At 62.7% G+C, this 13,342-nt stretch carries 15 protein-coding genes and 1 other RNA gene; 8 read left to right on the top strand and 8 right to left on the bottom strand.

Annotated features, from left to right (window positions below; genetic code table 11):
• Nucleotides 1-3 precede the first annotated feature (3 nt).
• From ABIB80_RS18585 to ABIB80_RS18565, 5 genes are all read right to left on the bottom strand, one after another.
• On the bottom strand, nt 4-798 hold the full coding sequence (locus ABIB80_RS18585) for a thymidylate synthase (RefSeq protein WP_007600974.1): 795 nt from the start codon (nt 796-798) through the stop codon (nt 4-6).
• A gap of 222 nt (nt 799-1,020) precedes the next feature.
• Entirely contained in the window at nt 1,021-2,586 is a 1,566-nt protein-coding gene (locus ABIB80_RS18580; RefSeq protein WP_007600973.1) for a tripartite tricarboxylate transporter permease, read from the bottom strand.
• Between the two features lie 7 nt (nt 2,587-2,593).
• The gene (locus ABIB80_RS18575; protein ID WP_007600972.1) at nt 2,594-3,355 is read right to left on the bottom strand and encodes a tripartite tricarboxylate transporter TctB family protein; all 762 of its coding nucleotides are present in this window, start codon (nt 3,353-3,355) and stop codon (nt 2,594-2,596) included.
• A 95-nt stretch (nt 3,356-3,450) separates the two neighbouring features.
• Complete coding sequence (locus ABIB80_RS18570; protein WP_007600971.1) at nt 3,451-3,981, bottom strand: chromate transporter; 531 nt, start codon at nt 3,979-3,981, stop codon at nt 3,451-3,453.
• Nucleotides 3,978-4,595 (bottom strand): chromate transporter, encoded by a 618-nt coding sequence (locus ABIB80_RS18565; protein WP_007600970.1) that lies wholly within the window; start codon nt 4,593-4,595, stop codon nt 3,978-3,980. Before ABIB80_RS18565 ends, ABIB80_RS18570 begins: the two co-directional genes overlap by 4 nt.
• Nucleotides 4,596-4,679: 84 nt before the next feature.
• Between ABIB80_RS18565 and ssrA the strand changes: the two genes are divergently transcribed.
• From ssrA to feoB, 7 genes are all read left to right on the top strand, one after another.
• Nucleotides 4,680-5,045, top strand: a transfer-messenger RNA (tmRNA) gene (ssrA, locus tag ABIB80_RS18560).
• 114 nt (nt 5,046-5,159) lie between these two features.
• Nucleotides 5,160-5,675, top strand: a complete 516-nt coding sequence (locus tag ABIB80_RS18555; RefSeq protein WP_007600965.1) for an SspB family protein — start codon at nt 5,160-5,162, stop codon at nt 5,673-5,675.
• An 87-nt stretch (nt 5,676-5,762) separates the two neighbouring features.
• On the top strand, nt 5,763-7,235 hold the full coding sequence (gene fumC / locus ABIB80_RS18550) for a class II fumarate hydratase (protein ID WP_035994266.1): 1,473 nt from the start codon (nt 5,763-5,765) through the stop codon (nt 7,233-7,235).
• 277 nt (nt 7,236-7,512) lie between these two features.
• On the top strand, nt 7,513-7,701 hold the full coding sequence (locus ABIB80_RS18545; protein WP_007600963.1) for a DUF4169 family protein: 189 nt from the start codon (nt 7,513-7,515) through the stop codon (nt 7,699-7,701).
• Entirely contained in the window at nt 7,698-7,952 is a 255-nt protein-coding gene (locus tag ABIB80_RS18540; protein ID WP_007600962.1) for a ribbon-helix-helix domain-containing protein, read from the top strand. Before ABIB80_RS18545 ends, ABIB80_RS18540 begins: the two co-directional genes overlap by 4 nt.
• A gap of 140 nt (nt 7,953-8,092) precedes the next feature.
• Nucleotides 8,093-8,368: a FeoA family protein gene (locus tag ABIB80_RS18535; RefSeq protein ID WP_007600961.1), complete on the top strand. Its 276-nt coding sequence runs from the start codon at nt 8,093-8,095 to the stop codon at nt 8,366-8,368.
• A 20-nt stretch (nt 8,369-8,388) separates the two neighbouring features.
• A complete protein-coding gene (feoB, locus tag ABIB80_RS18530; protein ID WP_007600960.1) occupies nt 8,389-10,260 on the top strand; it encodes a ferrous iron transporter B in 1,872 nt (623 codons plus the stop codon).
• A 259-nt stretch (nt 10,261-10,519) separates the two neighbouring features.
• Here feoB and ABIB80_RS18525 read toward each other — a convergent pair whose 3' ends face one another.
• Nucleotides 10,520-11,134 (bottom strand): TetR/AcrR family transcriptional regulator, encoded by a 615-nt coding sequence (locus ABIB80_RS18525; protein ID WP_007600959.1) that lies wholly within the window; start codon nt 11,132-11,134, stop codon nt 10,520-10,522.
• A 329-nt stretch (nt 11,135-11,463) separates the two neighbouring features.
• Between ABIB80_RS18525 and ABIB80_RS18520 the strand changes: the two genes are divergently transcribed.
• Nucleotides 11,464-12,372 carry an alpha/beta fold hydrolase gene (locus tag ABIB80_RS18520; RefSeq protein WP_354128122.1) on the top strand — a complete coding sequence of 303 codons (909 nt, stop codon included), beginning with the start codon at nt 11,464-11,466 and terminating at the stop codon, nt 12,370-12,372.
• A gap of 94 nt (nt 12,373-12,466) precedes the next feature.
• Here the strand turns inward: ABIB80_RS18520 and ABIB80_RS18515 are convergent, their stop codons facing one another.
• A complete protein-coding gene (locus tag ABIB80_RS18515) occupies nt 12,467-12,820 on the bottom strand; it encodes a hypothetical protein (RefSeq protein WP_007600957.1) in 354 nt (117 codons plus the stop codon).
• A 44-nt stretch (nt 12,821-12,864) separates the two neighbouring features.
• The gene (locus ABIB80_RS18510) at nt 12,865-13,335 is read right to left on the bottom strand and encodes a DUF302 domain-containing protein (protein ID WP_007600956.1); all 471 of its coding nucleotides are present in this window, start codon (nt 13,333-13,335) and stop codon (nt 12,865-12,867) included.
• Between the last annotated feature and the right edge of the window lie 7 nt (nt 13,336-13,342).

Raw genomic sequence — 13,342 nt, 5'->3', positions numbered from 1 at the left:
GCGTCAGACAGCGACCGCGGCCTTGATGTGCGGATGCGGGTCGTAGCCGACGAGCTCAAAGTCCTCGTAACAGAAGGAGAAGATATCCTTCACCTCGGGATTGATCCGCATCACCGGCAGCGCGCGCGGCGCGCGCGTGAGCTGGAGCTTCGCCTGCTCCAGATGGTTGGAATAGAGATGAGTGTCACCGAATGAGTGCACGAAGTCGCCGGCCTTCAGGCCCGTGACCTGCGCCACCATTAGGGTGAGCAGCGCATAGGAGGCGATGTTGAAGGGCACGCCGAGGAACACGTCGGCCGAGCGCTGATAGAGCTGGCACGACAGCTTGCCGTTGGCGACGTAGAACTGGAACAGGCAGTGGCACGGCGGCAGCGCCATCTTGTCGACCTCGGCCGGATTCCAGGCCGAGACGATCAGGCGGCGCGAGTCCGGATTGCGCTTGATCATGTCGATCACGTTCGCGATCTGATCGATGCTGCGTCCGTCCGGCGCGGGCCAGGAGCGCCACTGATGGCCGTAGACGGGGCCGAGATCGCCATTGGCGTCGGCCCACTCGTCCCAGATGGTGACACCGTTGTCGCGCAGATATTTGATGTTGGTATCGCCCTTCAGGAACCACAATAGCTCATGCACGATCGCCTTCAGCGGCAGGCGCTTGGTGGTCAGCATCGGAAAACCGGCAGACAGGTTGAAGCGCATCTGATGGCCGAACACCGACAGCGTGCCGGTGCCGGTCCGGTCGGTCTTTTCGGCGCCGTCTGAAAGAATCCGCTCGAGCAGGTCCTGATACTGGTGCATGTGCGTGAGCCTTTGGGGAGGCGGCGAATTTAGCGGCCGCCCCCGCGCTGCGACAGCGGCGATTCGCCATCGATACGCATTATACCCGGAAAAGTGAGCGTTCCCGGTGCAAACGACAAGGGGCGGAACTCAGCATTCCGCCCCTCGTCTATCAGATTGATCCTGCTGGCCAACTTGCCGGCTGGGTTCGAGGCACGACGCGCCGATGCAGGCGCGGCGCCCTTAGTTTTCGGATTCCGTGAATACCTCGTCGCGCTTGGCACGCAACGCGGGCAGCACCGTGAGCACCAGGAGGAAAGCGGCGATCGCGAGCAGCACGGCCGACAGCGGACGCGTCAGGAACACGCTCCAGTCGCCGCGCGAGATCAGCAGCGCGCGGCGCAGGTTCTCTTCCATCAGCGGTCCGAGCACCATGCCGAGCAGCAGCGGCGCCGGCTCGAAATCGTGCTTGATCAGCCAGTAGCCGACCAGACCGAACACGCCTGCGAGGATGACGTCGACCGGCGCGTTATTCACCGAGTAGATGCCGATCGCGCAGAAGATCACGATCGAGGGGAACATCAGCCGGTAGGGAACGCGCAACAGCCGCACCCAGATTCCAACCAGCGGCAGGTTGATGATGATCAGCATCAGATTGCCGATCCACATCGAGGCGATCATGCCCCAGACCAGCTCCGGCTGCTTCTGCATCACTTGCGGACCCGGTACGATGCCGTGGATGGTCATCGCGCCCACCATCAGCGCCATCACGGCGTTGGGCGGGATGCCGAGTGTCAGCAGCGGGATGAAAGAGGTCTGCGCCGCGGCATTGTTGGCGCTTTCCGGCGCCGCCACGCCCTCGATCGCACCGCGGCCGAACCGCGACGGGTTCTTGGCGATCTTCTTCTCGAGCGTGTAGGACGCAAAGGATGCGATGACGGCGCCGCCGCCCGGCAGGATGCCGAGGATCGAGCCGAGCACGGTGCCGCGCAGGATCGCAGGTGCCGAGTCGATCAGGTCCTTCCTGGTCGGCATCAGGCCGGTGATCTTCTGCTGCACGAGGTCGCGGTTCATCTCGGCGCCGGCGTCGAGGTTGCGGATGATCTCGGCGAAGCCAAACACGCCCATCGCCACCGTCGCAAAGCCGAGACCATCGGCAAGCTCCGGAATGTTGAACGCCATGCGCGAGGCGCCGGTCTCGATGTCAGAGCCGACCATCGACAGCATCAGGCCGAACACGATCATCGCGATCGCCTTCAGCACCGAGCCCTTGGCCAGCACCACCGCGAAGATCAGCCCCAGCACCATCAGCGAGAAATATTCGGCCGGGCCGAACGCCAGCGCGAGCTTGGTCAGCGGCGCACCGAGAACGGCAATGAGCACGGTCGCGACGCAGCCGGCGAAGAACGAGCCGATCGCCGCGATCGCCAGCGCCGGGCCGGCACGGCCTTGCTTTGCCATCTGATGGCCATCGATGGCGGTGACGACCGACGTCGCCTCACCGGGAATATTGACCAGGATCGAGGTGGTCGAGCCGCCGTACTGGGCGCCGTAATAGATGCCGGCGAGCATGATCAGCGCGCCGACCGGCGGCAATCCGAACGTGATGGGCAGGAGCATCGCCACGGTTGCGACGGTGCCGATACCGGGCAGCACGCCGACCAGCGTGCCGACCAATGCGCCAATCAGGCACATGAGAATGTTGATCGAGATCGGCAGCGACAGACCGTAGAGCCACCAGGGTGACCACCAGGAGATCTGAAACACCACACCGAAACCGAGGCCCAGATTGTGGAAGAGATCGAACATCACACCCTCACTGAACCAGGAAGCGCGGGAACATCGGCATCGGCAGCCCGAGCACGTAGGGGAAAAGCAGCGCGCAGCCGAGCGTCAGGCAGGCGCCGACGATGATCGCTTCGAGCCAGCGCGTTTCATGCGTGCCCATCGCCGCGATCAGGAAGCTTGCGAATGCCGTAACCACCACCCCAAGCGGACGAATCGCCAGCGCGAAGAAGACGATCGAGATCATCACAAAGAGCGGCCCACGCCAGGCATAGTGCGCCATGCCCGGCCCGTCGGTCAGCAGTCCCGTCAACGCGATGCCGGCGCCAAGTGCGACGAGCAGCCCGCCAAACATCCGCGGCGCCGTGCCGGCGCCGAAGGAGAAGCCGCGCATCCCCTGCAAATCGCTGGAGGCCCACAGTGCGAACAAGGCGAGCGCCATCAACACGATCCCGCCGACATAGTCCTGCGCCGACCTGATCGTCATGAAGAACGTGAGAATCGCCACCGCAAAGATCGGATAGGAATAGATCAGCGCCAGCAGCACATCGGAGGACGCCTTCTTGGTGTCACCGCCGACCGCCCCGAGCAACGCGCCGGGCGCACCCGCGAGCAGCGCCGTAGCGTGGCTGGTCACCACGGCAGCCGGGCCGCGTCCGGCGCCCCAGCCAAAGATCGTCCCGAACGACCAGATGAATTCGAAAATCTGCGGCGCTATGGCCAGCAGACAAAAGCTGATCACCACCGAGGTGTTTCGGTTGGCTGTCGCCGAGTGGCCCATCGTATCGGCCATGCATGTCTCCTCCGCGACCCGTAAGCCACGAGCACTGTTGTTCTAATCGGCTGGAAATCGATGCCCCCGCCCGGATCCCTGCCTAGCCATTTTCATTACACAATGCCAGCAAAACCCAACAAGCCCCCGACCAGCAAAATCCATAGTGGATTGATGCGCGAGACGGATGCGACCACTGCAACCGTCGCGGTCAGAAGCAGCGCAGCAAGCGTGCGATCGGTCGACTCGGCGAGGATCAGGGCGCTCGCCGCCATCAAGCCGATCGAGAGCGGAACCAGTGCAGCCTGGATCAGCCCGGGCCAGCGCGATTGGCTCGGCCGATTGAGGAGCCGGCTGACATAATAGGCAAGCAGCGCGGTGGGCAGGCACATGGCCAAGGTCGCCGCCAGGGCGCCGGGGATGCCGGCGACGGCATAGCCGATTAACGTGACGATAAGGACGTTCGGACCTGGTGAGAGCTGCGCGATCGCATAGGCGTCGGCGAACTGCTTGTCGGTCATCCAGTGATGCACCTCGACCGCGATGCGGTGCATCTCGGGCACGGCCGCCGCGGCACCGCCGACCGCGAACAGCGACATCAGACCGAAGGTCGAGATCAGCGCCCAGATCGGGTTCTCCGCGTTCATGCTGCTACCTTCCGCCGCATCAGGAAAATGGCGCCGACGCTGACGGGGATCGCAACCAAAAGCACAGCCTGGAGCGGCAGGCGAAGGACGCCGATGGCGAGGAATACGCCTAGCATCAGGATGAGCGCGACGACGTCCAGCCGCTTGAGCAGCGGCGTCATCATCCGGAAGACCACCGCGATCAAGAGGCCGACGGCCGCACAGGAGATGCCCGCGAGGCTGCGGCGCAGCACGTCCACATCGCCGAACCGGGCGTAGATGATCGCGAGCACCGTCATGATCAGCGTGGGCGGGAGCAACAGCCCTGCAAAGGCGGCAATGCCGCCGGCGATTCCGCGCAGCCGCGCGCCGAACACCATCGACAGATTGACGATGTTGGGCCCGGGCAGGAAATGGCAGAGCGCAAACGTCTCGTTGAACTCGTCCGCCGTCATCCAGCGGTGCTGCTCGACGATGGCCTGCCGGGCGAATACCAAAACCCCTCCGAAACCTGCCAGCGACATCCGGGCGAAGGCGAGGAACAGCGCGAGCAAGCCCGGCGGAACGGCGCTGGTGGCCAGACCGTCCGGCTCTTGAACTGGTTGTTGGGCGGCCGGTGCGGAATCCTCGGACATGTCAGGAGCTTAGAACGCCGGCCGGCGCGCGGCCAAGCCTGGCGGGAACCTATCCAAAGGGAACCCCGGAATGATCGCTCGAAACACCTGTTATTTGAAACGTTTGCCCCCTATATTGGGAGTGCCGGTTCGCCGGCTATGGAAATAAACGGTCGTCGCAATAAACCATTCGGACCCGGGGGCGGTACCCGGCGCCTCCACCAAAGCCCACCAGCGGGCTAGCCCTGAGGCGGGCTTTGGCGGGGGCGAAATAGGATCGACGAGGGCGTAAAGGGCGTTCTTTTTCCCGGTATTGTTCCGCCGTTATCGGGCTATGCAATAGTTGCCAACGACAACTTTGCTCCGGTTGCTCAGGCTGCGTAACGCAGTTTGAAAGACCATTCTGAAGTCCTAACGGGTTAAGCTCCGTTAGGCGGGGTTCGGAGGCACCTGGCAACAGAAGCCTCCACTTACCTCTTATTTCCTACCCCGCGGGGACTCCTGCTGACCCGTCAGGCGCGGTACTATTGCGGCTTGGCGAGTCGGGCCGGCAGGGCCCAGCTCCTGGAATGCAACAGGACCACCATGGCGACCGATCATATCCGATACGATGTGCTGGCCCGCGACGCGCTGCGCGGCGTGTTGCGCAAGGTGCTGACCGACGCCGCGTCCCAGGGACTGCCCGGCGAGCACCATTTCTTCATCACCTTCGTGTCGAAGGCCGAGGGCGTGAAGCTGTCGTCGCGGCTGCTGGCGCAATATCCGGAAGAGATGACGATCATCCTGCAGCACCAGTTCTGGGATCTGACCGTGCTCGAGGACCGCTTCGAGGTCGGCCTGTCCTTTGGCGGCATTCCGGAGCGGCTGATCGTGCCGTTCAGCGCCATCAAGAGCTTCCTTGATCCGTCCGTGAAATTCGGCCTCCAGTTCGAGACTTCCGATGTCGCCGACGTCTCGGCCGAGACATTGCCGGCCGCTCCCGCCCCGTCCGCGGTCGCGGTGCCCCCTGCCACTGAACCTGCGGAAGGCACGGAAGAGCCGGCGGCCCCGAACCAGGGCGGCGCCGAAGTCGTGCGATTGGATCGTTTCCGCAAGAAATGATCTAGATCGGACTGGCGCCCGTCGCAGGCGGCCAAACTCCCTATATAGAGGCGCATGAAGAGGCCGCGCGGCATTTCGCGCGGCGGAATGGATGTGCTCATGGCCAAAACTTCCTCCTCGAAGACTTCCCTCTCGAAGACTTCCCGTTCGAAGACCGATCGCGCCTCGCGCCCGGCGACCCGAACCGAGACCGACAGCTTCGGCCCCATCGAGGTCCTCGCCGATCGCTATTGGGGGGCGCAGACCGAACGCTCGCGCCAGAATTTCCGGATCGGCACCGATCGCATGCCGATCTCGCTCGTGCATGCGCTCGGCATCGTCAAGCTCGCCGCGGCGCAGTCCAACCAGGAGCTCGGCCTGCTCGACCAGCGCCGCGCCAACGCCGTTATCCGCGCCGCGCGCGAGGTGATCGAGGGCAAGCTGGACGATCATTTTCCGCTGGTGGTGTGGCAGACCGGCTCGGGCACCCAGAGCAACATGAATCTCAACGAGGTCATCGCCAACCGCGCCAATGAGATGCTCGGCGGCGAGCTCGGCACCAAGAAGCCGGTGCATCCCAACGATCACGTCAACATGAGCCAGTCGTCGAACGACTCGTTCCCGACCGCGATGCATATCGCGGCGGCAAGCCGCATCACCGCCGATCTCGTCCCTGCCCTCGGCGAATTGCTGCGCGCGCTGCGCAAGAAGGAGAAGGAGTTCGCAAAGATCGTCAAGATCGGCCGCACCCACACCCAGGACGCGACGCCGCTGACGCTCGGCCAGGAATTTTCCGGCTATGCCGCGCAGGTCGAAAGCGGCATCGCCCGGCTCAAGGTCGCCGTGAAGGAGCTCTATCCGCTGGCGCAAGGCGGTACCGCCGTCGGCACCGGGCTCAATTCGAAGCCGCGCTTTGCAAAACTGTTCGCAAAGCACGTTGCCGGGATTACCAAGCTGCCCTTCACCAGCGCCCCCAACAAATTCGAGGCGCTGGCCTCGAACGACGCCTATGTGCTGGCGCACGGCGCCATCAATTCGGTCGCGACAGGCCTGTTCAAGATCGCGAACGACATCCGCCTGCTCGGATCGGGTCCGCGTTCGGGCCTCGGCGAACTGATGCTGCCGGAGAACGAGCCGGGCTCCTCGATCATGCCGGGCAAGGTCAATCCGACGCAGTGCGAGGCGATGACCATGGTGTGCTGCCAGGTGTTCGGCAATCACACCGCGATCACGGTCGCCGGCAGCCAGGGCCATTTCGAGCTCAACGTCTACAAGCCTGTGCTGGCCTACAACATGCTGCACTCGATCCGGCTGATGGCGGACGCCGCGCGCTCCTTCACCGAGCATTGCGTCAGCGGCATCCGCGCGGACGAGAAGCGGATCAAGGAACTGATGCAGCGCTCGCTGATGCTGGTGACGGCGCTCGCCCCCAAGATCGGCTACGACAACGCAGCCAAGGTGGCCAAGACGGCGCATGCCAACGGCACCACGCTGAAGGAAGAGGCGCTGCGGCTCGGCTTCGTCTCGGCGGAGGAGTTCGACCGCCTGGTGCGCCCCGAGAAGATGACCAGCCCGGGATAAATTCCGAATTCCGATAGCCATCCGTAATGATACGGAGCCCCAAGCTCCATTAAATGTAGGGCTTAAAGGACGGGATTTGATTACCGTCAATGTCGCGGCGGGATTGCGTGTTACGCAGCCCCTCCGTCCCCAACGGGGCGGAATTCATCGTTTGATGGCCCAAGGGTCGATTGACGAGGACAAGCGAATGGCGATCAAGTCTCGTTGGGCGCAGTGCGGCGCACAGTTTCTGAATGTTTCATCCTGCCCACGGAGGATCGGATGATGGAGACGCGACATGGCGAACGTCATCAACCTGAATCGTTTCCGGAAGCGCGCCGAGCGGGAAGCCACGGCGAAGCAGGCGGACGCCAACCGAACGAAGTTCGGCCGCACGAAGGCGGAGCGGTCGGCGGAGGAGACGCGCGCGGACCAGGCGAAGGCGCACCTGGACCAGCACCGGATCGATCGCGAGGAGCAGCCATGAAGTCGCCCGTCGTGAAACGGTCGATCGTCGTCGCCGGCCACAAGACCAGCGTCAGCCTGGAAGAGGCGTTCTGGAACGGCATGAAGGAGATCTCGGGCCTGCGCAACATGACGCTGTCCGAGTTGGTCGGCGAGATCGACGGCAACCGCCAGCAGGGCAATCTGTCCTCGGCGATCCGCCTGTTCGTGCTCGACTACTTCAAGAGCCGCGCCATGGCCGCCATCCAGGCGGAAAAAGTCCCGGCCCAGTAGCCGTCTTGGCGCCGAGCTTGGTGCCCGATCTTGGCGCCAATCGCCTCCGTCACGAAGCTGATACTTTAAAATCACTCTAAGGTGCAGTTTCAGCGACCGAGCGCGCTTGACCTCGATGCCCTGCGTTGAAAATACAGGGCATGACCGACATCCATGATACACGTCCGCAGATGCCGCTGGGCCTGGCCCAGCGCGGCTATACCGGCGTCATCCAGCACCTTTCCCCGAAGGACGCAGGTTCGGCGCTCTCGGACATCGAGCTCGAGAGCCGGCTGATCGAGCTCGGCTTCGTCGAGGGCGCCCGGGTCGAGGTCCTGCACGAGGGGCTGGTCGGGCGCGACCCGATCGCCGTGCGGGTCGACAGCATCACCATCGCGGTCCGCCGTCGCGAAGCCATGGCCATCATCGTCGCCTGAAGCGACCGGACCCTAATTCCATGGAATTGCCCCTACTTCATCTCGCCCTGGTCGGCACGCCAAACAGCGGCAAGACCTCGCTGTTCAATGCGCTGACCGGCAGCCGGCAGAAGGTCGCGAACTATCCCGGCGTCACCGTCGAACGCAAGGAAGGCTTCTTCGTCACGCCCATGGGACGCCAGGTCTCCGTGGTCGACCTGCCCGGCACCTATTCGCTGCGCGGCCGCAGCCCGGACGAGGAGATCACCCGCGACTTCGTGCTCGGCAAAGCCACCGGCGAGATCGTGCCCGACCTGGTGCTGTGCGTGGCCGATTCCACCAATCTGCGCCTGACCATTCGGCTGCTGCTGGAGCTCAAGCGCACCGGCCGGCCGATGATCCTCGTGCTCAACATGTTCGACATCGCGACCCGCCGCGGCATCACTGTCGACGTCGAGCGGCTCGCCAAGGAGCTCGGCGTGCCCGTGGTCACCTCGATCGCGGTGCGCAAGGGCGGCACCGCCGACCTGCTGTCGCTGACCGACGAGATTTCGGCAAAGCTCGCGGCCGAGCCGGGAGAGAACAATTGGCGGGCGCTCAGCGTGGCCGATTTGCGCGCCACCCAGCGCGAAGCCGACCGCATCATCGCAGACTGCGTCAGCCTGCCCAGCAGGCCCGACACCTGGACCGCGCGGATCGACGCGATCGTGCTGCATCCCGTCGGCGGGCTGATCGTGCTCGCGGCTATCCTGTTCGTGATGTTCCAGGCGGTGTTCGCCTGGGCGCAGCCGCTGATGGAGCTGCTCAATTCGGGCTTCGACTCCCTCGGCGAGTTCGTGCATGCGACCCTGCCCGCCGGCCTGCTGCAGAGCTTCCTTCAGAACGGCGTGATATCAGGCGTCGGCAGCGTCATCGTGTTCCTGCCGCAGATCATCATCATCTTCCTGTTCATCCTGCTGCTGGAAGATTTCGGCTACATGGCGCGCGCCGCGTTCCTGATGGACCGCATCATGGGCGGCGCCGGCCTGCACGGCCGCGCCTTCATTCCGCTGCTGTCGAGCTTTGCCTGCGCCATTCCCGGCATCATGGCGACGCGCGTGATCGACAACAAGCGCGACCGGCTGACCACCATCCTGATCGCGCCGCTGATGACCTGCTCGGCGCGCATTCCCGTCTACACGCTGATCATCTCCGCCTTCATTCCGGCCAGAGACGTCTGGGGCTTCATCAACCTCCAGGGCCTCGTGATGTTCGGCCTCTACGCTGCCGGCATCATCAGCGCGCTTGCCGTCTCGTTCCTGATCAAGTTCTTCATGCTGCGCGACTATGCGCCGGCGCCGTTCATGCTGGAGCTGCCGGACTACAAAATGCCGCGGCTGAAATCGATCGCGATCGGCGTCTACACGCGGGCCAAGATGTTCCTGCACCGTGCCGGCACCACGATCTTCTCGATGATGGTGCTGATCTGGTTCCTGGCCTCGTTCCCGCAGCCGCCCGCGGGCGCAACCGAACCGGCGATCGACTTCAGCCTGGCCGCGATCATCGGCAAAGCGCTCGAGCCGCTGCTCGCGCCGGTCGGCTTCAACTGGCAGATCGCGGTCGCGCTGATCCCGGGCATGGCGGCGCGCGAGGTCGCGGTCGCAGCACTCGGCACCGTCTATGCGATCGAAGGCGGCAAGGAAGCGGCCGAGCAGATCGGCCAGGTGCTGGCGACGAAATGGTCGCTCGCGACCGCGCTATCGATGCTGGCCTGGTACATCTTCGCCCCGCAATGCGCATCCACGCTGGCCGTGATCCGGCGCGAGACCGGAAGCTGGACCTGGATGGCCGTGACCTTCTTCTACATGCTGGTGCTGGCCTATGCCGCGAGCCTTCTGACCTACAATGTCGCGGTCGCGTTCGGGGCGGGATAGCCCCTCCCGAAAATAAAAAGCGCGAAAACAACCCCATGCACAGTAGACCGACGCTGTGAGATCAATGGGTTACGCGTGTGTGAAAATCGTCAGGCCGCAGCCGGATAGAGCCCGCACAATCCGCGCGACCGGCTGTTCGGCGGTTGCACCGTCGGGCAAAACAGGCGCATGATGGTATCGTCGGAGAATTGGCGCGACGTTCCGTGGCGGCAAGATAGGCCGGCATAGTGCGCAGCGGCAAGGAAGTCCGCCGTTGCAGCTACCGTCCGCTCCGCCGAGAGCTGACCGCGGGTCGCCCCTCGGGGGCCGCCCACCCCTGAACACTCACATCCGCCAGCGCGTCGAATATAGCCGCTGTCCGTTCCAGGCGGGCGATCGTACGTGCGCCTTCGACGGCAGCGACCAACGCGGAAGCGGTCGAAGAAGCGCGCGCGGAAGTGAAACCGCACCCCCTGAAATGCTCCACAACGATCTCGGTTGAATCAGCAAATCCGCGCGCGACTCGCTTGGTCAGATCAGCGTCGAGTGCAGGAAGCTCGTTCGCCAGATTTTGCATGAGACATCCATACTGGAAATCAGAGGCGACCATTTCGGCCGCGAACGCGCCGAAAATCTGACGAACGAAACTCAGGGCATCACCGGTCGTATTCGCCGAGATAGCCCGCAACACAGCAATTCTACTCGCAACGTAGCGATCGATTGCTTCTTCTGCGAGCTGTGCCTTACCGCGCGGAAAATGAAAATAGAACGATCCTTTGGGCGAGCCGCTTTCTTCGATGATCTGGTTCAATCCCGTCGCAGTGTAGCCTTGGATGCGAAACAGTCGCTCGGCAGTGGCAATCGCGCGAGCGCGGGCGTCAGTCTTACGGGGCATCCTTCAACGTAACATGCCTGGCTTGACACCGCTATGGTGATCGCCATACTATGGCGATCACCATAGTAAATGTGCCCGTTGTACCACCGCTCTCAAATCGACCTCCAGAAGTTGCATGCGAGGGCACGACACTCTCCCGGATTGCTGCGCAGGAAATACTCATGAGTTCGAGCCACTTCAGTTTCGGCAACTGCTCCAGCGAACGGGATCACTGAGATGGCCTCTAGATCCTGCGTGATGATGCTTTTAGGAGCTGCCATGTTCACTGCGATGTCCACTCGCGTCGTTTCCGGAGAGACGTCATCTGGCACAATAAAATCCCTGCCGCTTTGAGTGAGCCTGCCGCTGATATCGATAAGGATCCGAACCTTCAGCACAGATATGCGGAGAATGCGGGAACGAAAATCCACTACGTCACCATGGGATCCAATCAAAAACCGCTGATGGTGTTTGTGCACGGATTTCCCGACTTTTGGTATTCCTGGCGAAATCAGCTCCAGGAATTTTCAGCAAATTATCAGGTGGTCGCCCTTGATCTGCGCGGTTACGATTTGAGCGATCGGCCAGAAGGTGTCGAGAACTATAAGTTTCCGGTTCTCCTTGATGACATCCGCGCCGTGATCGATGCAGAGGCAAACGGGCGCAAGGCCATCCTGATTGGGCACGACTGGGGCGCCGCTTTATCGTGGCTATTCACCGGGCAAAATCCGGATCTGATCGAAAGACTTGTCGTCCTCAGCGTGCCTCATCCAGGCGCCATCACGAGGGAGTTGCTCCCTTGGAACCACCCTATCGCGCAGGCCAAGGCCAGCGCCTACGCCACACGGTTCTTCGCTCGAGGCAAAGGCGACAATCTGACTGCGCAGGATTTGGCATACTGGGTCGTCGATCCCCAAGTTAGGAGTCGATACATCGAGGCTTTCGCGAAATCCTCCATCACGTCCATGATGAATTATTACAAAGCCAACTACGCGTTTTCTCAGCTTGCGCTCAATCTTTTCGATCCAACCATGAAGAAGCTCACCGGTGCCGCGATCAAATGCCCGGTCTTGCATGTGCACGGAATCGAGGAGAGCCACGCTTTGCTAAGCACTATTGATTTGGAAAAGTCATGGATTGAAAATCCCGACAATCTCACGGTCAAAATCGTACCTGGCGTTGGCCACTTCATTCAGCATGAAGTGCCGGACTACCTTAATCAGACGATTGCCTCCTGGTTGAAAGATTCAGGAAGCTGAGCCCGGTCTTGCGAGGCTAAGCGCCGAGGGGCTTCGTGAAGATCACCTGGCCGGCCTCCTCGTCGCATTGCATCTCGATGCCGAGCTATCCGGCTCAGCGTACTCGCTCAGTGCGTTCGCTCGGTGTACTGGGGCCCGAACTGACGTCTTCTTCGTTCGAATCGCTCTCCGGCTCCTGGATCAGCACGGCCGGTTCGTCGTAACCCTTGCGGCTGCTGTAGAACACCAGCGCCATCAAGCCGATGCCGACGACCAGCGAAAACACGACACCGAGCACCAGTGCGACATAACCCGACGCTGGCACCTCCGTCGTCGTGCTGAACCAGCCAAGATAGCCGAGCGCGCCGGCACCGACGAGGAAGGCGCATAACACCGCTATGACCAGCCATCTGGCGATCTTGCCGTCTCCGGGAGCGGGTGATTCCGGTTGCCCGTCTGTGCTGTTCATGGATCTCTCCTCATGGCGATGCGTCGCGCGGCCATCCCGTCACGCTAGGGTGCGGTGACCTTGGTCGCGATCGCGTGCAGGGCCGCCGTCATGGCGACAATTGCAGCCTTGGCCGGCTCGCCGATGCCGTGACGCCCGGCGATATACGCCGGATCGTTGTAGGACAACCAGGTCGCGCCTTGCTCGTCCTGCCAGACCAGCGCCTTCAGCGGCAGATCGATGCCGCTGGTCTGCGACTGCTGCATCAATGGCGTACCACCCCTGGCGTTCCCGAAGATGATGAGATTGGTCGGGCGCAACGGCAGGCCGGCAGCGGCGGCGCCCGCGGCGTGATCGACATGGGCGAATATTGTGAGGCCCTTGGCCGTCACTTCCGCTTCCAGCCGCTTCATCGTCTCTTCAGGCCCGAAACTGCTCCTGATCGTGATGAGTCCGTCGACGGCCATTGCTTGGGTCTCCCATAAACATGTCGCAGCAACCAGGACGAGGATCTTGAGCAGCGCCGAAACCCTCATGATCACA

It is taken from the genome of Bradyrhizobium sp. i1.15.2, from assembly GCF_040548425.1.
Lineage (GTDB): Bacteria > Pseudomonadota > Alphaproteobacteria > Rhizobiales > Xanthobacteraceae > Bradyrhizobium > Bradyrhizobium canariense.
This window is presented reverse-complemented; position numbering and strand designations above follow the sequence as displayed.